Source organism: Chryseobacterium sp. G0162, assembly GCF_003815715.1.
Taxonomy (GTDB): Bacteria; Bacteroidota; Bacteroidia; order Flavobacteriales; family Weeksellaceae; genus Chryseobacterium.
Map to the genome: position 1 here is coordinate 1,725,939 of NZ_CP033922.1, position 21,717 is coordinate 1,747,655.

Annotated in this window: 7 protein-coding genes, 4 tRNA genes and 6 rRNA genes; 1 reads left to right on the plus strand and 16 read right to left on the minus strand. The window is 40.2% G+C overall.

The features are described 5' to 3' along the window. Nucleotides 1–5: 5 nt before the first annotated feature. The 6 genes from EG344_RS08000 to EG344_RS08025 all read right to left on the minus strand — a co-directional run bounded on the left by EG344_RS08000 (nucleotide 6) and on the right by EG344_RS08025 (nucleotide 6,752). A complete protein-coding gene (locus EG344_RS08000) occupies nucleotides 6–1,124 on the minus strand; it encodes a vWA domain-containing protein (protein WP_123909015.1) in 1,119 nt (372 codons plus the stop codon). A 453-nt stretch (nucleotides 1,125–1,577) separates the two neighbouring features. Next, nucleotides 1,578–1,685: ribosomal RNA gene (rrf, locus tag EG344_RS08005) — 5S ribosomal RNA — on the minus strand. A gap of 145 nt (nucleotides 1,686–1,830) precedes the next feature. Continuing rightward, a 23S ribosomal RNA gene (locus EG344_RS08010) occupies nucleotides 1,831–4,589 on the minus strand. A 197-nt stretch (nucleotides 4,590–4,786) separates the two neighbouring features. After that, nucleotides 4,787–4,860: transfer RNA gene (locus EG344_RS08015), tRNA-Ala, on the minus strand. A gap of 87 nt (nucleotides 4,861–4,947) precedes the next feature. After that, nucleotides 4,948–5,021 (minus strand) — tRNA-Ile (locus tag EG344_RS08020). 214 nt (nucleotides 5,022–5,235) lie between these two features. Then, nucleotides 5,236–6,752: ribosomal RNA gene (locus EG344_RS08025) — 16S ribosomal RNA — on the minus strand. Between the two features lie 971 nt (nucleotides 6,753–7,723). Here EG344_RS08025 and EG344_RS23845 point away from each other — a divergent pair. Beyond that, nucleotides 7,724–7,867, plus strand: a complete 144-nt coding sequence (locus EG344_RS23845) for a hypothetical protein (RefSeq protein WP_164464404.1) — start codon at nucleotides 7,724–7,726, stop codon at nucleotides 7,865–7,867. Nucleotides 7,868–8,137: 270 nt separating this feature from the next. Here the strand turns inward: EG344_RS23845 and rrf (EG344_RS08030) are convergent. The 10 genes from rrf (EG344_RS08030) to EG344_RS24260 form a co-directional block, all read right to left on the minus strand. Further along, nucleotides 8,138–8,245 (minus strand): 5S ribosomal RNA (rrf, locus tag EG344_RS08030). A gap of 145 nt (nucleotides 8,246–8,390) precedes the next feature. After that, a 23S ribosomal RNA gene (locus EG344_RS08035) occupies nucleotides 8,391–11,149 on the minus strand. A 197-nt stretch (nucleotides 11,150–11,346) separates the two neighbouring features. Beyond that, nucleotides 11,347–11,420: transfer RNA gene (locus EG344_RS08040), tRNA-Ala, on the minus strand. Between the two features lie 87 nt (nucleotides 11,421–11,507). Beyond that, nucleotides 11,508–11,581, minus strand: a tRNA-Ile gene (locus EG344_RS08045). Between the two features lie 214 nt (nucleotides 11,582–11,795). Further along, a 16S ribosomal RNA gene (locus tag EG344_RS08050) occupies nucleotides 11,796–13,312 on the minus strand. The 16S, 23S and 5S rRNA genes sit together here with 4 tRNA genes alongside, the layout of an rRNA operon. 1,443 nt (nucleotides 13,313–14,755) lie before the next feature. Further along, nucleotides 14,756–15,166, minus strand: a complete 411-nt coding sequence (locus EG344_RS08055; RefSeq protein ID WP_410494000.1) for a VanZ family protein — start codon at nucleotides 15,164–15,166, stop codon at nucleotides 14,756–14,758. Next, nucleotides 15,108–15,485, minus strand: coding sequence for a glycine cleavage system protein GcvH (gene gcvH / locus EG344_RS08060; RefSeq protein ID WP_123909017.1), 378 nt, complete (start codon nucleotides 15,483–15,485; stop codon nucleotides 15,108–15,110). The genes EG344_RS08055 and gcvH overlap by 59 nt, the downstream gene beginning before the upstream one ends. 128 nt (nucleotides 15,486–15,613) lie before the next feature. Beyond that, nucleotides 15,614–19,255: a T9SS type A sorting domain-containing protein gene (locus EG344_RS08065; RefSeq protein ID WP_123909018.1), complete on the minus strand. Its 3,642-nt coding sequence runs from the start codon at nucleotides 19,253–19,255 to the stop codon at nucleotides 15,614–15,616. A 7-nt stretch (nucleotides 19,256–19,262) separates the two neighbouring features. Further along, a complete protein-coding gene (locus tag EG344_RS24255; protein WP_228412884.1) occupies nucleotides 19,263–20,336 on the minus strand; it encodes a hypothetical protein in 1,074 nt (357 codons plus the stop codon). Between the two features lie 141 nt (nucleotides 20,337–20,477). Further along, nucleotides 20,478–21,671, minus strand: a complete 1,194-nt coding sequence (locus EG344_RS24260) for a hypothetical protein (protein ID WP_228412885.1) — start codon at nucleotides 21,669–21,671, stop codon at nucleotides 20,478–20,480. Nucleotides 21,672–21,717 lie beyond the last annotated feature (46 nt).

The window sequence follows — 21,717 nt, forward strand, 5'->3', positions numbered from 1 at the left end:
TTTTTTTAACGTATTCTTTTCTTACGATTGGTCTCATAATCCTCAAAAATCATGTGTCCTAATCCATTGAGTCCCGTATAAAAAGCCTTTCCTTGATTAGCTTCTGTAAATTCACTTACAAAACGTTGTAGATAAGGATCCTGAGCAATCATAAAAGTAGTAATCGGAATATGCAGCCTTCTAGCCTGGGATGCCATATTATAACATTTCTGAACAACATATTCATCCAAGCCATAAGAATTCATATAATAAGTACCATCAGCCTGACGAACACAACTTGGCTTTCCGTCGGTTATCATGAAAATCTGTTTATTGGTATTCCTCTTTCTCCGTAAAATATCCAATGCCAATTGAAGCCCCGCAACTGTATTGGTATGATAAGGACCCACCTGCAGATAAGGCAACTCCTGAATCTTAACAGGCCACGCATCATCCCCAAAAACAATGATATCCAAAGTATCCTTTGGATAACGCGTTGTAATCAGTTCGGCAAGAGCCATCGCCACTTTTTTGGCAGGAGTGATTCGGTCTTCACCGTACAATATCATACTGTGGCTGATGTCAATCATCAAAACGGTACTCATCTGTGATTGATGAATACTATCTTCTACGATTAAATCATCTTCAGTAAGATGAAAATCTCCAATTCCATTGTTGATTTGAGCATTTTTAAGGCTTTCTGTAATAGAAATTTTCTCTACCGGATCTCCAAAGTTATAATTACGGAATTCTCCTGTTGTATCTTCTCCCGTTCCGCTCTTATTGGTTTTATGATTGCCGTTACCACTTTTCCCAAGGTTTCCGAATATTTGGTTAAGCGCTTGTTTACGGATATTTTGTTCCATTTTTGCGCTCAGACGAATTCCTTTTCCTCCATTAGGATTAACTTCTTCACGGATATATCCTTTCTTTTTAAGATCTTCAATAAAGTCATCAATCGTGTATTCCGGAGTAGTAAGCTGATACTCATCATCCAGCATTCGAAGCCAGTCAATAGCTTCATCAAAATCTCCCGAAGTATGGGTTAATAAATCTGTAAAAATTTCCAGTAAACGATCGAATACGGAGAGTTCCGGTGCTTTGTAAGTTTCAAATCTGAACCCTCTCACAATATGCTCTTTCATAAAATAAAGTTACAACATAAATAGAAAGTGTTTAAGAGATTTAGTCTATTATAATTTTTATGAATAGAAATAATCTCGATTTAATATCTACAAAAATAATTTTCACGAGCTTAATCCTGCTCTCCACTCATACTCCTCGCGCCGTTGCCTTTACCTTACCCTACGCCTAACCCAAGGGCCAACCCATGCTGCGGGGTAACCGTTCCTATCAGGGCTAGAAAGAGGTATGAATAATCAATAATGGGACAATCTATAATGACCAATATATTGAGTAAAACTAAATACTATTTGTATTCTATACAGCCAATATTCAATAGAAGTGGGGATATTACTCATTGCTTATTACTCATTACTTATCACTAATTGTTTATTTCATTTATTGTTGGGATTTGGGTATAGAGCAAAAAAAAAGTCTCATACAATTATGTATGAGACTTTTAAAAATAAAATAAAAACTGGCGGCGGCCTACTCTCCCGCGTTAGCAGTACCATCGGCGCTGGTGGGCTTAACTTCTGTGTTCGGAATGGGAACAGGTGAGCCCCACCGCTAAAACCACCCTAAAGGTTGTATATAAGATGTCAGATGCAAGACATCAGATGTCAGACGAATTTGTCTGATATCTGAGATCTAATCTCTGATATCTGTTTTAAGCGATAAAAACTTTCACAAAGAGCTAACCTTGCTGCACTTTCGTGCGCCATATCAGGCTATAAATCTACGGGTAATTAGTACTACTCGGCTATGACATTACTGTCTTTACACCTATAGCCTATCAACGTGGTCATCTCCCACGACCCTTAAAAGATGTCTCATCTTGAGGCGAGTTTCGCACTTATATGCTTTCAGTGCTTATCTCTTCCAAACGTAGCTACTCAGCAGTGCACCTGGCGGTACAACTGATACACCAGAGGTTTGTTCAATTCGGTCCTCTCGTACTAGAATCAAGCCCTCTCAAACATCTAACGCCCGCAATAGATAGAGACCGAACTGTCTCACGACGTTCTGAACCCAGCTCGCGTGCCACTTTAATGGGCGAACAGCCCAACCCTTGGGACCTTCTCCAGCCCCAGGATGTGACGAGCCGACATCGAGGTGCCGAACCTCCCCGTCGATGTGAGCTCTTGGGGGAGACTAGCCTGTTATCCCCGGAGTACCTTTTATCCTATGAGCGATGGCCCTTCCATACGGAACCACCGGATCACTATGTCCTGCTTTCGCACCTGATCGACTTGTTGGTCTCACAGTCAAGCACCCTTATGCCATTACACTCTACGCACGGTTACCAAGCGTGCTGAGGGTACCTTTGAAAGCCTCCGTTACTCTTTTGGAGGCGACCACCCCAGTCAAACTACCCACCACGCAATGTCCTTCTAAAAGAAGTTAGGCTCCAAGTAAGTAAAGGGTGGTATTTCAACGTCGGCTCCACAGACACTAGCGTGCCCACTTCATAGCCTCCCACCTATCCTACACATTACTTACTCAAAGTCAATACGAAGTTATAGTAAAGGTTCACAGGGTCTTTTCGTCCCATTGCGGGTAATCGGCATCTTCACCGATACTACAATTTCACAGAGCTCATGGTTGAGACAGTGCCCAGATCGTTACACCATTCGTGCAGGTCGGAACTTACCCGACAAGGAATTTCGCTACCTTAGGACCGTTATAGTTACGGCCGCCGTTTACTGGGGCTTCAGTCAATGCCTTCGGTTTAACCCTAAGCACCTTCCTTAACCTTCCAGCACCGGGCAGGTGTCAGACCCTATACTGCATCTTTCGATTTTGCAGAGTCCTGTGTTTTTGATAAACAGTCGCCTGGGCCTCTTTACTGCGGCCACCATTGCTGATGGCGTCTCTTCTCCCGAAGTTACGAGACTATTTTGCCTAGTTCCTTAACCATGATTCACTCTAGCACCTTAGGATTCTCTCCTCGACTACCTGTGTCGGTTTTGGTACGGGTTGCTTCACTTCGGCTTTTCTTGGAAGCACTTTCCCTACAGCAGCTTCGCCCGAAGGCTAGGCCTTGACTATTCCGTCAGTCTCCAGTAAGTACGGCACTCCGTCCCCTTTTTAGTGTGAGCAAGTATGGGAATATTAACCCATTGTCCATCCACTACCCCTTTCGGGTTCGCGTTAGGTCCCGACTAACCCTCAGCTGATTAGCATGGCTGAGGAAACCTTAGTCTTTCGGTGAGCGGGTTTCTCGCCCGCTTTATCGTTACTTATGCCTACATTTTCTTTTCTATCCGCTCCACAATACCTCACAGTACTGCTTCGGCGCAAATAGAATGCTCTCCTACCAGATGTATTCTAAAATACAAATCCATAGCTTCGGTAATATGTTTATGCCCGATTATTATCCATGCCGGACCGCTCGACTAGTGAGCTGTTACGCACTCTTTAAATGAATGGCTGCTTCCAAGCCAACATCCTAGCTGTCAATGCAGTCCAACCGCGTTGCTTCAACTTAACATATATTTGGGGACCTTAGCTGTTGGTCTGGGTTCTTTCCCTCTCGGACATGGACCTTAGCACCCATGCCCTCACTGCCGTAGAACATTTATTAGCATTCGGAGTTTGTCAGGAATTGGTAGGCGATGAAACCCCCGCATCCAATCAGTAGCTCTACCTCTAATAAACTTATATACGACGCTGCACCTAAATGCATTTCGGAGAGTACGAGCTATCTCCCAGTTTGATTGGCCTTTCACCCCTACCCACAGGTCATCCGAAGACTTTTCAACGTCAACCGGTTCGGTCCTCCACTCTGTGTTACCAGAGCTTCAACCTGCCCATGGGTAGATCACAAGGTTTCGCGTCTAATCCTACTAACTATGCGCCCTATTCAGACTCGCTTTCGCTCCGGCTCCGGTACTTAATACCTTAACCTCGCTAGTAAAATTAACTCGTAGGCTCATTATGCAAAAGGCACGCCGTCACAGCTTAATGCTGCTCCGACCGCTTGTAGGCGTACGGTTTCAGGTTCTATTTCACCCTTCTATTCGAAGTGCTTTTCACCTTTCCTTCACAGTACTTGTTCACTATCGGTCTTTCAGGAGTATTTAGCCTTGGAGGATGGTCCCCCCATATTCAGACAGGATTTCACGTGTCCCGCCCTACTCATTTATCACTTAAATATGCCTTTCATATACGGGGCTATCACCCGCTGCGGCTGTTCTTTCCAGAACATTCTATTAAACATATAAAAGCTTTTGGGCTAATCCGCTTTCGCTCGCCACTACTTACGGAATCTCTTCGATTTCTTTTCCTCCGGGTACTTAGATGTTTCAGTTCTCCGGGTTTGCTCCTCTTACGAGGTGACTGGTCTTCAACCAGCCGGGTTGCCCCATTCGGACATCTGCGGATCAATTCGTGTGTGCCAATCCCCGCAGCTTTTCGCAGCTTACCACGTCCTTCGTCGCCTCTGAAAGCCTAGGCATCCGCCATACGCCCTTAACGATTTCTTTCCTAATATTAAATTAGTTCAGTATTTTTTGATAAACTCTCGTCTATCGATATTTTTATAAACTCGGCACTCGAAAGTGCTCGGTTATCTCTTTGTGATGTCTTTACCGTTAATGTCAATGATCTTTATCTATTTCTGATCTAATTCGCAAATATTGTTTTTGGCTCTATTTGCTTTTTTAAAATTAAACCATCGATGTGGAGAATAAGGGAGTCGAACCCTTGACCTCCTGCGTGCAAGGCAGGCGCTCTAGCCAGCTGAGCTAATTCCCCCTCTAGTAGACTTCAGATTTTAGATCTCAGATTACAGACTTTATTGTCTGACATCTGATGTCTTATATCTTCCCGTCTTATAATTAGTAGTCTCGGGCAGGCTCGAACTGCCGACCTCTACATTATCAGTGTAGCGCTCTAACCAGCTGAGCTACGAGACTTCATTATTAATTTTAAATTTTAAATTGAAAATTTTAAATGATTCTTTAAATCTAAAATCTATAATTTATAATCTAAAATCTCTCTATCCCTTTACTAATTTCTAGTGGGTTTTGTATTTTTAATATAATCAACCAAACAAAAAACTAAAGCTTGAACTTTAAGTAAGTTCTGTATCTTGCGATACTAATTTTTTTATCGTCTAACGACGCTCTAAAATGAGATGTTCCAGCCGCACCTTCCGGTACGGCTACCTTGTTACGACTTAGCCCTAGTTACCTGTTTTACCCTAGGCAGCTCCTATTACGGTCACCGACTTCAGGTACCCCAGACTTCCATGGCTTGACGGGCGGTGTGTACAAGGCCCGGGAACGTATTCACCGCGCCATGGCTGATGCGCGATTACTAGCGATTCCAGCTTCATAGAGTCGAGTTGCAGACTCCAATCCGAACTGAGACCGGCTTTCGAGATTTGCATCACATCGCTGTGTAGCTGCCCTCTGTACCGGCCATTGTATTACGTGTGTGGCCCAAGGCGTAAGGGCCGTGATGATTTGACGTCATCCCCACCTTCCTCTCTACTTGCGTAGGCAGTCTCACTAGAGTCCCCAACTTAATGATGGCAACTAGTGACAGGGGTTGCGCTCGTTGCAGGACTTAACCTAACACCTCACGGCACGAGCTGACGACAACCATGCAGCACCTTGAAAAATGTCCGAAGAAAAGTCTATTTCTAAACCTGTCATTTCCCATTTAAGCCTTGGTAAGGTTCCTCGCGTATCATCGAATTAAACCACATAATCCACCGCTTGTGCGGGCCCCCGTCAATTCCTTTGAGTTTCATTCTTGCGAACGTACTCCCCAGGTGGCTAACTTATCACTTTCGCTTAGTCTCTGATTCCGAAAAACCAAAAACGAGTTAGCATCGTTTACGGCGTGGACTACCAGGGTATCTAATCCTGTTCGCTCCCCACGCTTTCGTCCATCAGCGTCAGTTGTTGCTTAGTAACCTGCCTTCGCAATTGGTGTTCTAAGTAATATCTATGCATTTCACCGCTACACTACTTATTCCAGCTACTTCAATAACACTCAAGACCTGCAGTATCAATGGCAGTTTCACAGTTAAGCTGTGAGATTTCACCACTGACTTACAGATCCGCCTACGGACCCTTTAAACCCAATAAATCCGGATAACGCTTGCACCCTCCGTATTACCGCGGCTGCTGGCACGGAGTTAGCCGGTGCTTATTCGTATAGTACCTTCAGCTACCCTCACGAGAGTAGGTTTATCCCTATACAAAAGAAGTTTACAACCCATAGGGCCGTCGTCCTTCACGCGGGATGGCTGGATCAGGCGCTAACCCATTGTCCAATATTCCTCACTGCTGCCTCCCGTAGGAGTCTGGTCCGTGTCTCAGTACCAGTGTGGGGGATCACCCTCTCAGGCCCCCTAAAGATCGCAGACTTGGTGAGCCGTTACCTCACCAACTATCTAATCTTGCGCGTGCCCATCTCTATCCACCGGAGTTTTCAATAAAAAACGATGCCGTCTCTTATATTATGGGGTATTAATCTTCCTTTCGAAAGGCTATCCCCCTGATAAAGGCAGGTTGCACACGTGTTCCGCACCCGTACGCCGCTCTCAAGATCCCGAAAGATCTCTACCGCTCAGCTTGCATGTGTTAGGCCTCCCGCTAGCGTTCATCCTGAGCCAGGATCAAACTCTCCATTGTATGTTTGTCTGACTCACTCAAAGTTTTTTAACGCTTTAGTTTTTCCTTACTTGGTTGTTATATTGTATGTCAATGATCTTTATATCTTTCGCTTTTCAACGAAGCAATCTTTCTGTCAGTGTCGCTCCGTATTTGCGAGTGCAAAAGTAAAACTTTATTTTGATTCGACCAAATGTTTTGAAAGAAAATTTTAAAGTTTTTTTAAGTAACCTTAATCTCTTTCTTAACCCTCAATCTCTCTACTCCTGCGCTCCCTTAATTGGGACTGCAAAGATACAAACTTTATTTTAACTCGCAACTTTTAAATCCTAAAAATTAAAAGTTTTTTTTCGTCTGTCTCTTTCGTAAAGTATAATGTTTATGCTTATCTAAAAGCTCTTCTGCGCTTACTGAATCCCTTTCGTTTTTCAGTGGGGCAAAGATAGAAACTTCATCCATTTCACGCAAGTTTATTTAACATAAAGTTTACACCCATAAAGCAATTGTGAATAAGTATACCGTTTAACTTACTGGTTTGTTTGTATTTAAATGTAAGTTTATACTTATCCACAATGTGGATAGATAATCTGGAGTTACCAAAAGAAAACCTGAATAAAACCATATATCGCATTATACATTTAAAATTCGAAATGCAGATTTATAATATGGTGGATAGCTGGAACCTGGAAACACGTGATTTTGTAAAAAATTATTTGGGGATAATTATGATATCTATGAATAATAATGAGTAATCTATAATAAGTAATGAATGATGAGCATTAGTATGATCCTTCAATTTATCAGCAACCTTCTCCCTTTGTCATTCTGCAGGGATCCAAAAGTACATTATCTATAATTATTATACTACTATGTTTACTATTGAAAATAAGAAGTACTCTCTTCCTATTGTTTAGATCCACCCAAGAAGACAAAATGCGGTAAGTTCATCAGAAGTAATGATACTAAAGAAGATAGCTATGATAAAATAAAGAATGGAAAACAGAAAAGTTAATCCGGAAAAAAAAGCTAAAGGAGAAATAGAAAATGAAGAACAGGATAAAGAACCAAGAGTAATCCTAGGACTACATGAGAAAAGCCTGGATAAAGCTGGCCGGACTCTTCCAGCAAGACAATAGAAGGCTTAGTAAGAATAGTAATGATACAAAAGAATATCCGTTACAAAAAGAATGAAAAACTGAAAATAAGCCTTCTGATATTGTATATATTCAATATTCAATTGAATTGGGCATTAGCCAAAACTTAGATATTCCCCCATTACTCATCATTCATTGCTTATTACTCATTACTTATCACTGATTGCTTATTTCATTATATTGTTGGATTTGGGTATAGAGCAAAAAAAAGTCTCATACATAATTGTATGAGACTTTTAAAAATAAAATAAAAACTGGCGGCGGCCTACTCTCCCGCGTTAGCAGTACCATCGGCGCTGGTGGGCTTAACTTCTGTGTTCGGAATGGGAACAGGTGAGCCCCACCGCTAAAACCACCCTAAAGGTTGTATATAAGATGTCAGATGCAAGACATCAGATGTCAGACGAATTTGTCTGATATCTGAGATCTAATCTCTGATATCTGTTTTAAGCGATAAAAACTTTCACAAAGAGCTAACCTTGCTGCACTTTCGTGCGCCATATCAGGCTATAAATCTACGGGTAATTAGTACTACTCGGCTATGACATTACTGTCTTTACACCTATAGCCTATCAACGTGGTCATCTCCCACGACCCTTAAAAGATGTCTCATCTTGAGGCGAGTTTCGCACTTATATGCTTTCAGTGCTTATCTCTTCCAAACGTAGCTACTCAGCAGTGCACCTGGCGGTACAACTGATACACCAGAGGTTTGTTCAATTCGGTCCTCTCGTACTAGAATCAAGCCCTCTCAAACATCTAACGCCCGCAATAGATAGAGACCGAACTGTCTCACGACGTTCTGAACCCAGCTCGCGTGCCACTTTAATGGGCGAACAGCCCAACCCTTGGGACCTTCTCCAGCCCCAGGATGTGACGAGCCGACATCGAGGTGCCGAACCTCCCCGTCGATGTGAGCTCTTGGGGGAGACTAGCCTGTTATCCCCGGAGTACCTTTTATCCTATGAGCGATGGCCCTTCCATACGGAACCACCGGATCACTATGTCCTGCTTTCGCACCTGATCGACTTGTTGGTCTCACAGTCAAGCACCCTTATGCCATTACACTCTACGCACGGTTACCAAGCGTGCTGAGGGTACCTTTGAAAGCCTCCGTTACTCTTTTGGAGGCGACCACCCCAGTCAAACTACCCACCACGCAATGTCCTTCTAAAAGAAGTTAGGCTCCAAGTAAGTAAAGGGTGGTATTTCAACGTCGGCTCCACAGACACTAGCGTGCCCACTTCATAGCCTCCCACCTATCCTACACATTACTTACTCAAAGTCAATACGAAGTTATAGTAAAGGTTCACAGGGTCTTTTCGTCCCATTGCGGGTAATCGGCATCTTCACCGATACTACAATTTCACAGAGCTCATGGTTGAGACAGTGCCCAGATCGTTACACCATTCGTGCAGGTCGGAACTTACCCGACAAGGAATTTCGCTACCTTAGGACCGTTATAGTTACGGCCGCCGTTTACTGGGGCTTCAGTCAATGCCTTCGGTTTAACCCTAAGCACCTTCCTTAACCTTCCAGCACCGGGCAGGTGTCAGACCCTATACTGCATCTTTCGATTTTGCAGAGTCCTGTGTTTTTGATAAACAGTCGCCTGGGCCTCTTTACTGCGGCCACCATTGCTGATGGCGTCTCTTCTCCCGAAGTTACGAGACTATTTTGCCTAGTTCCTTAACCATGATTCACTCTAGCACCTTAGGATTCTCTCCTCGACTACCTGTGTCGGTTTTGGTACGGGTTGCTTCACTTCGGCTTTTCTTGGAAGCACTTTCCCTACAGCAGCTTCGCCCGAAGGCTAGGCCTTGACTATTCCGTCAGTCTCCAGTAAGTACGGCACTCCGTCCCCTTTTTAGTGTGAGCAAGTATGGGAATATTAACCCATTGTCCATCCACTACCCCTTTCGGGTTCGCGTTAGGTCCCGACTAACCCTCAGCTGATTAGCATGGCTGAGGAAACCTTAGTCTTTCGGTGAGCGGGTTTCTCGCCCGCTTTATCGTTACTTATGCCTACATTTTCTTTTCTATCCGCTCCACAATACCTCACAGTACTGCTTCGGCGCAAATAGAATGCTCTCCTACCAGATGTATTCTAAAATACAAATCCATAGCTTCGGTAATATGTTTATGCCCGATTATTATCCATGCCGGACCGCTCGACTAGTGAGCTGTTACGCACTCTTTAAATGAATGGCTGCTTCCAAGCCAACATCCTAGCTGTCAATGCAGTCCAACCGCGTTGCTTCAACTTAACATATATTTGGGGACCTTAGCTGTTGGTCTGGGTTCTTTCCCTCTCGGACATGGACCTTAGCACCCATGCCCTCACTGCCGTAGAACATTTATTAGCATTCGGAGTTTGTCAGGAATTGGTAGGCGATGAAACCCCCGCATCCAATCAGTAGCTCTACCTCTAATAAACTTATATACGACGCTGCACCTAAATGCATTTCGGAGAGTACGAGCTATCTCCCAGTTTGATTGGCCTTTCACCCCTACCCACAGGTCATCCGAAGACTTTTCAACGTCAACCGGTTCGGTCCTCCACTCTGTGTTACCAGAGCTTCAACCTGCCCATGGGTAGATCACAAGGTTTCGCGTCTAATCCTACTAACTATGCGCCCTATTCAGACTCGCTTTCGCTCCGGCTCCGGTACTTAATACCTTAACCTCGCTAGTAAAATTAACTCGTAGGCTCATTATGCAAAAGGCACGCCGTCACAGCTTAATGCTGCTCCGACCGCTTGTAGGCGTACGGTTTCAGGTTCTATTTCACCCTTCTATTCGAAGTGCTTTTCACCTTTCCTTCACAGTACTTGTTCACTATCGGTCTTTCAGGAGTATTTAGCCTTGGAGGATGGTCCCCCCATATTCAGACAGGATTTCACGTGTCCCGCCCTACTCATTTATCACTTAAATATGCCTTTCATATACGGGGCTATCACCCGCTGCGGCTGTTCTTTCCAGAACATTCTATTAAACATATAAAAGCTTTTGGGCTAATCCGCTTTCGCTCGCCACTACTTACGGAATCTCTTCGATTTCTTTTCCTCCGGGTACTTAGATGTTTCAGTTCTCCGGGTTTGCTCCTCTTACGAGGTGACTGGTCTTCAACCAGCCGGGTTGCCCCATTCGGACATCTGCGGATCAATTCGTGTGTGCCAATCCCCGCAGCTTTTCGCAGCTTACCACGTCCTTCGTCGCCTCTGAAAGCCTAGGCATCCGCCATACGCCCTTAACGATTTCTTTCCTAATATTAAATTAGTTCAGTATTTTTTGATAAACTCTCGTCTATCGATATTTTTATAAACTCGGCACTCGAAAGTGCTCGGTTATCTCTTTGTGATGTCTTTACCGTTAATGTCAATGATCTTTATCTATTTCTGATCTAATTCGCAAATATTGTTTTTGGCTCTATTTGCTTTTTTAAAATTAAACCATCGATGTGGAGAATAAGGGAGTCGAACCCTTGACCTCCTGCGTGCAAGGCAGGCGCTCTAGCCAGCTGAGCTAATTCCCCCTCTAGTAGACTTCAGATTTTAGATCTCAGATTACAGACTTTATTGTCTGACATCTGATGTCTTATATCTTCCCGTCTTATAATTAGTAGTCTCGGGCAGGCTCGAACTGCCGACCTCTACATTATCAGTGTAGCGCTCTAACCAGCTGAGCTACGAGACTTCATTATTAATTTTAAATTTTAAATTGAAAATTTTAAATGATTCTTTAAATCTAAAATCTATAATTTATAATCTAAAATCTCTCTATCCCTTTACTAATTTCTAGTGGGTTTTGTATTTTTAATATAATCAACCAAACAAAAAACTAAAGCTTGAACTTTAAGTAAGTTCTGTATCTTGCGATACTATTTTTTTTATCGTCTAACGACGCTCTAAAATGAGATGTTCCAGCCGCACCTTCCGGTACGGCTACCTTGTTACGACTTAGCCCTAGTTACCTGTTTTACCCTAGGCAGCTCCTATTACGGTCACCGACTTCAGGTACCCCAGACTTCCATGGCTTGACGGGCGGTGTGTACAAGGCCCGGGAACGTATTCACCGCGCCATGGCTGATGCGCGATTACTAGCGATTCCAGCTTCATAGAGTCGAGTTGCAGACTCCAATCCGAACTGAGACCGGCTTTCGAGATTTGCATCACATCGCTGTGTAGCTGCCCTCTGTACCGGCCATTGTATTACGTGTGTGGCCCAAGGCGTAAGGGCCGTGATGATTTGACGTCATCCCCACCTTCCTCTCTACTTGCGTAGGCAGTCTCACTAGAGTCCCCAACTTAATGATGGCAACTAGTGACAGGGGTTGCGCTCGTTGCAGGACTTAACCTAACACCTCACGGCACGAGCTGACGACAACCATGCAGCACCTTGAAAAATGTCCGAAGAAAAGTCTATTTCTAAACCTGTCATTTCCCATTTAAGCCTTGGTAAGGTTCCTCGCGTATCATCGAATTAAACCACATAATCCACCGCTTGTGCGGGCCCCCGTCAATTCCTTTGAGTTTCATTCTTGCGAACGTACTCCCCAGGTGGCTAACTTATCACTTTCGCTTAGTCTCTGATTCCGAAAAACCAAAAACGAGTTAGCATCGTTTACGGCGTGGACTACCAGGGTATCTAATCCTGTTCGCTCCCCACGCTTTCGTCCATCAGCGTCAGTTGTTGCTTAGTAACCTGCCTTCGCAATTGGTGTTCTAAGTAATATCTATGCATTTCACCGCTACACTACTTATTCCAGCTACTTCAATAACACTCAAGACCTGCAGTATCAATGGCAGTTTCACAGTTAAGCTGTGAGATTTCACCACTGACTTACAGATCCGCCTACGGACCCTTTAAACCCAATAAATCCGGATAACGCTTGCACCCTCCGTATTACCGCGGCTGCTGGCACGGAGTTAGCCGGTGCTTATTCGTATAGTACCTTCAGCTACTCTCACGAGAGTAGGTTTATCCCTATACAAAAGAAGTTTACAACCCATAGGGCCGTCGTCCTTCACGCGGGATGGCTGGATCAGGCGCTAACCCATTGTCCAATATTCCTCACTGCTGCCTCCCGTAGGAGTCTGGTCCGTGTCTCAGTACCAGTGTGGGGGATCACCCTCTCAGGCCCCCTAAAGATCGCAGACTTGGTGAGCCGTTACCTCACCAACTATCTAATCTTGCGCGTGCCCATCTCTATCCACCGGAGTTTTCAATAAAAAACGATGCCGTCTCTTATATTATGGGGTATTAATCTTCCTTTCGAAAGGCTATCCCCCTGATAAAGGCAGGTTGCACACGTGTTCCGCACCCGTACGCCGCTCTCAAGATCCCGAAAGATCTCTACCGCTCAGCTTGCATGTGTTAGGCCTCCCGCTAGCGTTCATCCTGAGCCAGGATCAAACTCTCCATTGTATGTTTGTCTGACTCACTCAAAGTTTTTTAACGCTTTAGTTTTTCCTTACTTGGTTGTTATATTGTATGTCAATGATCTTTATATCTTTCGCTTTTCAACGAAGCAATCTTTCTGTCAGTGTCGCTCCGTATTTGCGAGTGCAAAAGTAAAACTTTATTTTGATTCGACCAAATGTTTTGAAAGAAAATTTTAAAGTTTTTTAAGTAACCTTAATCTCTTTCCTAACCCTCAATCCCTCTACTCCTGCGCTCCCTTAATTGGGATTGCAAAGATACAAACTTTATTTTAACTCGCAACTTTTAAATCCTAAAAATTAAAAGTTTTTTTTCATCTGTCTCTTTCGTAGAGTATAATGTTTATGCTTATTTAAAAGCTCTTCTGCGCTTACTGAATCCCTTTCGTTTTTCAGTGGGGCAAAGATAGAAACTTCATCCATTACCCGCAAGTTTATTTAACATAAAATTCATATTCAGGTAATGTTTCACCCTTAAAGCGCTGGTACTATGAGAGAAAAATTTTAAACATTTGTTTGGGGATTGGAGGGAAAGGGTCCAAGGGGATGAAAGTTGGGAAGAAATGGGGGTGTTTATATATGATATACCATCTATATAATGATGAGTAATGGGTAATGGGTAATGGGTAATGGGTAATGGGTAATGGGTAATGGGTAATGGAAGGTATACATGATAAATAATACATGGGGTAAGTTTTCAGAGTTATTTTGAAATAGGTTTGGGCTAAAGCCAATGGCTGGGCGTTTATTTTATTTGAGTGGGCTAAAGCCCACTCCTATTGATGGATTTCTGTACGTTGGAAATTATAGATCAAGGTTTATTTTAATAATGCGGTGTTGAGATCCCTACAGGATGACAAAATTGGTACGGAGGAAAATAGAGAAATAAAGAGACTGACGGATATGATGATTATTCTCTAAGATTGTTTTATAGAAAAACGCTGTGTTTTTTTTTATTTCTCACGGAGGACACGGATTGTCACAGATGATAGTGCGGGTTGTATTGTGAATAGCTTTCTGGTATATCTAATTGAAAGAGTCACTCGATCTTCTTAAAGGAATAGGTAGCTTTTGTGGGAGTTCTTACCGGAATAGAAGATTAAACATCGCCAATGACAAAGACTTCAGGAGATATTGATGTATACTTATATATAAGAAGACGGGTTTTTATAAAAACCATCCTCTATTACTTATTACTCATTATTTATAATATATGTCCACTACCCTAGCCCCGATAGTAACGGTTACCCCGCAACAGGGTTTGGAGAGATGGAGGGTTTGAGCCTTGGAGGGTAAAGGCGTGAGGAGTAAGAGTGGATAGCGGGAAATAGCTCCTGAATAAACTGAATGGTTTAAGAATTCTAAAAAGAAAGGGACGAGAGAAAGGTAAGGGACCTCATCCAGGAAAGTCCAATTTCTAAAAATAGAATTAGAAAAATCGTTTAATCAAAAGCTTATAGGTAAAGTAGCCTATGAGACAGCCTACAGTGTCTGCGACGATATCCAGTGTTTCCATAGATCTGCCCAATCCCATTTCTTCCTGAAGGATCTCTGTAAGGAATCCATATATAAGAATAATCTGAAAGAAGTAAGAAAATTTTATTTTGGGAAATGCGGCAATGAAAGAAAATCCTAAAGCGGCAAATATACTTATGTGCAATACTTTATCGATACCACTGAACATAAACCAATATTCTTGGTTTTCTTCTCCGGGTTTGAGAAGCATATAAGTAAGAAATGCCCAATAAATGGGCAATATCTTACTAAATATTTTTGAAATTTTATCCAATGATCGCTTTGTAATCGTCTGCAGAAAGTAATTCAGAAAGGTCTGCTCCATCAGCAACTTCTAATTTGATGATCCATCCGTCTCCATAAGGGTCTGTATTTAACAATTCTGGCTGGTCTTCCAATTCTGAGTTGAATTCGATAACTTTTCCTGCAATAGGTAAGAATAAGTCTGAAACAGTTTTTACTGCTTCTACACTTCCGAAAACGTCGCCACCATTAAGATCATCATCTACTGTATCTACGTCTACATAAACAATGTCTCCAAGTTCTCCCTGAGCAAAGTCTGTAATACCAATTGTAGCAACATTACCTTCGATATTGATCCATTCGTGATCTTTAGTGTACTTTAATTCTGATGGTGTGTTCATTTTTTAATTTTTATTTTCTACAAATGTATTCAAAATTATAAAAGGTTCAAAGCCTTAATAGGCATCTTCAATAAATTTTGGTTGTAAATAAAAAAATCGCTGCAAAAGCAGCGATTTGGATTAAATAATTATTTTTTAATAATCTTATTTGGATAGTTCTTTCCATTTGAATCTATGAGGGTTACCATATAAATTCCGGCAGGATATTGAGATAAGTTTACTTGGATAGTATTCAAGGATGATAAATCTTGTGTCATAATTTTCTTACCATCTAATGAATATACGTCTAATGTTTTGAACTTTTTCCCATTAAAGTCAATATTCAATATATCTTTGGTAGGGTTTGGATATAACTTCACGGCCCTGTCAATAACGACTTCCTGGTTTGCAAGAGTACCATTAAGTACAATTTCTCCGTAATAAGGTTCATTTCCTAATTTCACGCCGACCTGTTTAAGATAGAGTGTTTCATTAGGTGTTTCTGTTATCTGAGGATTAAGCATATCATCAAAGGTAAGAGAACATGCAGGAATATCTGCTGGCAAAGGAGCTTGTGCTTTTGCCGTAAATTCTACCCCGGTTGAAGCAGAAACACTAAAGCCAGGTTTCATTACAACAGAATATTTCCCGTGTATAGCCACACTCTTGTACCCCGTCAACTTCTGTGTTTTATCATCTAAAATGACGGTTTTGGTATCATAAGTTGTAGCATTAAAATCATATCCTAAATTAGGAGATCTATATAAGAATTTGTTTAAGCTAGTTCCAGCTATATTTTTAAATTCTTCTCTTCCATTAACAACAATACCCGCACTAAAATAATAGTTGTCTAATTTTTTTGGACGGTGATAAGCTGCTGGATAAAATACATTATCATCATACCTAATATACGGATGTGCTATATAATCAATTTCTCTTATACTAAACATCCTGCGCTTTGGACCAGTACTATTATTATAATAATCATCAGAACTGATTATATATCTGTTATTGAATGCTCCGATATCTTTCCATTTAAGTGGAAATGTTTTATCTTTTATCCAATTTCCACTACCATCTTTTATGTAATTTTGATAGAAATGATTTCCATATTCACTACTCGCATTTGATGCCCATCCTACATTAGTTAATTTAATAATTTCCTTATCTTTTATAATAAAATTAGACCCAGAACCATAGACGTATCTAAAGTCTGCCGGCATTGTAATATGAGAAGAAGTGGCTGAATTTCCTGATAAATTCACTTGCATAAATTCATAAAATCCAACACCATTAGTATTTTTATAGACAATATTATATACATCATCTGACCTTTTAAATATAGATAAACGATCACCTACTCCATTTGTTCCAGGAACAGATAAAAATTGATTAGACAATGATGCCTTCAAACTAAATGCGGGTGAATTTGAAGCAAGATTATAAATATCAACTTTATTTTGTCCTGATGGTTGTATAAAAACTTTATCTCCTACAATTTTTGTAAATACACCAGTAGATCCGTTCGGTATTGGATTGGCATCCATTGACCAGGTACCATTCTGCTCATTGTAATAGCACGAATATATTTTGTTTAACAAATTTGAATTATGACTTACGGATAGCATTAAATGCCCATTATCAAAATCATAATATTTTGAAATATTAAGGTTTTGCTGATCATAAAAAAGTGTTTTATAATTTTCAAATACGAGTTCATTATTTACTATTTTAAAAGATTGAAGTTCGTATGTTTTATACAAATCAAATGCAGCATTCCTTCTCCAAACTTCAATAAGAATATGAACTCTGTCATTAGTAACCCCTACAACATCTATCAAACAATCATGGATTTCACCAGTCACTCCAGGGTTTTTTATTGTTATTTTGGCAGGTTTTATATACTTAATTTTATTACAATCAACTATTTTATATATTCCCCAAAGCTGGAACTTAGATAAAAAATCGTTTATATTAAAATAGTATATATCATATAGGTTTTCACTCATGGCAAATGTATTTTGGTTTGCAGACATGACTGATCTATAATAATAAAAATTTGTGTCTACCTCTTGTAGGGAATTATAAGATCCATTTTTTTCTCTTAAATAGATTTTTTTACCCCATGTATTGGCAGGATGAACTCTTTCTCCGTTTATATCAATAGGTTCATCTTCCCAATTTGTTGGTTGGGTTCCTCCTCCACCTCCTGGATTAACAATAATAGGAGCACCAACTTGAATATAAGATGGACAATATGGTCCTATAGATTGTACGTTTGTTCCATTAGGATTTAGCCACGGAGACATGGTATAATAATTATTAGAAAATCTCGAATAATAAGTAAACCATTTGTTGCTATAAATATCCGGATTATTACAATTAAAATGGTTAGGGTCAGGACCTGTTGATAAAGATCCTATTAACCTATCGGAACTATTGAATAATGGAGATCCGGAAGACCCTTTCTCTACAATACCATTTCTCCAGGAGTTCTGTAAAAATGTTCCTGATGTATTTGTTGGCCACGGAACAGCGTAATATCCGAATAATCCTGATTGTAGTATAGGCTGGTTACTCATCACAGGATTTAATTCCTGAACCATAGATATTTTTTTCACATCACCTTTGGGATGATGTACTGAATATGCATTCGTAGGATTTACCGAATATGCGTTAGGATTGTTATCCCAGCCAGCATAACAAATTTTATATTGAGCTAAGGCACTCGCTGTTGTATTCAATTTTATTAAAGCATAATCTAAAGAAGTAGCCGGACTTTGCGTTAACAAGGTACATCCGAAAACTGAATTATTGGATAATGCAGCTGGGGCATCTGTTCCACTACTTGTACAGCTTAACGCTTCATAGTTAAATAAAGTAATTAATTCTGTACTCCAATTGATATTATTATTAGCAGCTTCATATCCTATACAATGAGCAGCTGTCAAAAAATAAGGTTCTCCATTTTGAGCAGTATTATTCATTAGGTTTCCTGAGCAACTTGCGGAATAAGTATGTGTGTTTGTCCCCCATTGATATATCGGATATAACATCAAGCCAACAGATTTTATATTTCTTGACTTATTATCAATTGTAAATCCACATGCTATATTCTTATGACAATTACCTGCTGTGCCATAAACTCCACCATAAAAATCTGTAAAGGAATGAATAACTTTCTCAGTAACTAATAAAGGTTTATTATTACTATTTACAGGATAAGAAAGTTCAATATAAAATGTATTTCCGGGTATTGGCTGTGTCCCAAATTCTAATCCTTTGTTTTTAGGGTCTGGATTATTTTTATCGTTAAATTCTCCTAAGACAAATCCATTTTCTGCATATAGGAAAAGCTTACTATCTTTCGGTAAAAGATATTTCTTAAAATAGATTTGCAGTGCTTTAGCATCCGACGACTTAACCTTATATAAGTAATAATATCTTCCATCGTACTCAATCCTATTATTATCATCTGCAATATTAATTTCTCTATAAACAGCTTTGCCGTAAATATTTTGATTTATATAATCTTTATCTTTCAAACCAGCAACCTCATCTATTATTTGCTGATTATTAACATCATCTGTTTCAAAAGCTTTAACATTCTGCTTTAGTTCCAACAAAGGAATAATGTTACCCAAATGGTCTTTATACTCTTCTCTGGTTGTAATACGGCGTTCAGAAGTTAATTTTTCATACAAAAATGGGTATCCGTTATCCCCTACTTGGCTTTTGAAAAAACTAATCAAAAGCAGGAATATAAATAAAGTATATTTTAATTTTCTCATGTTCTAATCAGTTTTTATTAGATTTTAGTTCAGAAACTTCTTTCATTAACTTATCATTATTCTCCTGAAGCTTCTTAAGCTGTTTATTCTGCTCAATGGTATACAGTGTCAGCTCTTCTATTTTCTGTAGCAACTTAATCTGAAACTCACCTACATTTACCCCTTCTTTTTCCATTTCCTTTGCAGAAGCTATTTCAGGAAGATGTTTCTTTTCTTTGATATGTTTTTCAACGGCTTCTAACTTGGGTAAGTCATAATTTTCATCAAATACGAAATCGGCTGTTGGGGTGAGGGTAACTTTGATTTCTTTTGCTTCAAATTTGCCTTGTAATGAAGCATTACCGTTTGGAGAAAGTTTCATTAGTTCCTTCATTGTTACAGGAGTATCTAAAGGAATAGCCTGTGCTGGTGAACTTAAGAATCTTACTCCTTCATTATTCATTGTCATAGCAACTTTGGAAAAATTTAGCGTTCCATTAGAAGATAGCCATCCGTCTGCCGTATTAGGATCTGCTTTAGTACCAAAGCTCATATAAGTTGCGGCTGAACTTCTCAATGATCCCCAGTTACTTAATGATCCGTTTTCATATCTTATCGCAAAAGCATTGATTCCTTCTGTTGAATGGGTAGCTCCGGCTAAAATATTACCTAAAACATCTAGTTTTTCTTTTGGCTGTGAATTTCCCAATCCTACATTTCCGTTTTGGAGAATTAAAAATCTTTCAACAAGATTTGTAGCACTTGTGTTATCGTTAACTAAAATGGAAAATCTAGATCCATTTGTATTTCCTGTTTCCTCAGTTGCCATCAATCTTACTTTAGGATAATTCAAATATCCGGCAAATTCTAAGATGGGAAGTTTAGGATTAACTGATGATGCACTCCAGCCACCTGTTGATATTATTATTTTACCTCCGTTTTGATCAGCTACTTCTAAATTAGAATGAGGGTCATGAATTCCTATCCCTACATTTGTAGATCCTGGAGTAGAGGTTGCATTCATACCACCATTAGGGGTATATAATTGTGCAAAAGAAATTTGTGCTGCTAATACTACAGCCATGGATATTAGTTTTTTCATAATTATTGCGTATTCTTTTAATGTAATATTTCCTGGTTACCAACTCACGAAATAAAAACTACTTCATATCCAGGTACTCACTCTGGCATTCATCATTTGTTTTTCATTAAGTGGATGTTCCAATATCAATGTAGTAGAATATTATTTATTTGATTTTTTTAAAGCTTCAATTTCTTCCGCTTGCTTTTTCACCTGCTTATTCAGCTCAATCGTGTACAGGGTAAGTTCTTCTATTTTTTGTAGTAGCTTAATCTGGAACTCTCCTACATTTACCCCTTCTTTTTCCATCTCTTTTGCAGAGGCTATTTCAGGAAGATGTTTCTTCTCTTTAATATGCTTTTCAACAGATTCTAACTTTGGTAAATCATAATTTTCATCAAATACGAAGTCGGCTGTTGGGGTAAGGGTTACTTTAATTTCTTTTGCTTCAAATTTACCTTGTAATGCCATGTTTCCCGCATCGGAAAGAAGAAGCTTTGCTCCATAGGCTCCTCCGTCGGAATAGCTCCAGAATTGTAAAGAATTTCCATAACCTCCAGTCATATTATAAAGCACCCATTTTCTAGCCATGTTGGCGGCTGTTTTTGTTGGATTTTCTAAAATAATAGCACCTCCTTCATTTGAGCTAATTTGAGAAGATAGAGAACCACTTACATCAAACCTATCCCTTGCCAAAGTAGCTATTTTCTTATTGTCTCCTGTATTAGAAATTATATTGAAGTGGATCTGATTATCAAGTAATCTCATATAAGAACCTCCAGTACTAGCATTTATACGGGGAAAAACCTGATTATTGGTACTGTTGTAGTTTTTCACATTGTTACCAATTCCTACTCCTGTATACGTTTCTTGTGGCTCTGAAGCCCAAAGCGTTAAATTGGCAGGACTATTTCCTCCATCACCAGACGAATTCAATAAAATCATAGAGCCCGTATGACCACCAGAAACAGTTAGCATTTCAGAAGGTGCACCGGTACCAATACCAAGGTTTCCCATGATGGATTGTTTGCCCGTAAAATTATTAGTTCCCCTAGTTGCTAATTCATTCCAAGAATTCCAAACGTTTGCATCTCCATTTTTTGTTCTAAATGATATATGCTCTCCTCCATTGGGACCATAGTCTGTGTTTAATTGGGCATCGTAATTATTATTAAATCCACCAAAACTTAAGAGAGGGCCATTCCAGGGTGTTCCCGATGTTGCATAAGCAAAGGTATAACCTCCCTTAAAATTATCTGCAGATCCTGCCGCTGAAATAGAAACTGTTGGGGTCAGGCTTTGCGCCATAAGAACTCCTGACGCTAGAGTAAGAAAAGATAGGATAATCTTATTCATCGTTATTAGTTTATTTGTTTAATCACCTATAAAATTAACATTTAAT

Bases quoted from the DNA above. Each gene is read 5' to 3' on its own strand.
- EG344_RS24260 (WP_228412885.1), bottom strand. From the start codon at position 21,671: ATGAATAAGATTATCCTATCTTTTCTTACTCTAGCGTCAGGAGTTCTT.
- EG344_RS08065 (WP_123909018.1), bottom strand. From the start codon at position 19,255: ATGAGAAAATTAAAATATACTTTATTTATATTCCTGCTTTTGATTAGT.
- EG344_RS08000 (WP_123909015.1), bottom strand. From the start codon at position 1,124: ATGAAAGAGCATATTGTGAGAGGGTTCAGATTTGAAACTTACAAAGCA.
- EG344_RS23845 (WP_164464404.1), top strand. From the start codon at position 7,724: ATGGAAAACAGAAAAGTTAATCCGGAAAAAAAAGCTAAAGGAGAAATA.
- EG344_RS08055 (WP_410494000.1), bottom strand. From the start codon at position 15,166: ATGGAGCAGACCTTTCTGAATTACTTTCTGCAGACGATTACAAAGCGA.
- EG344_RS24255 (WP_228412884.1), bottom strand. From the start codon at position 20,336: ATGAAAAAACTAATATCCATGGCTGTAGTATTAGCAGCACAAATTTCT.
- gcvH (WP_123909017.1), bottom strand. From the start codon at position 15,485: ATGAACACACCATCAGAATTAAAGTACACTAAAGATCACGAATGGATC.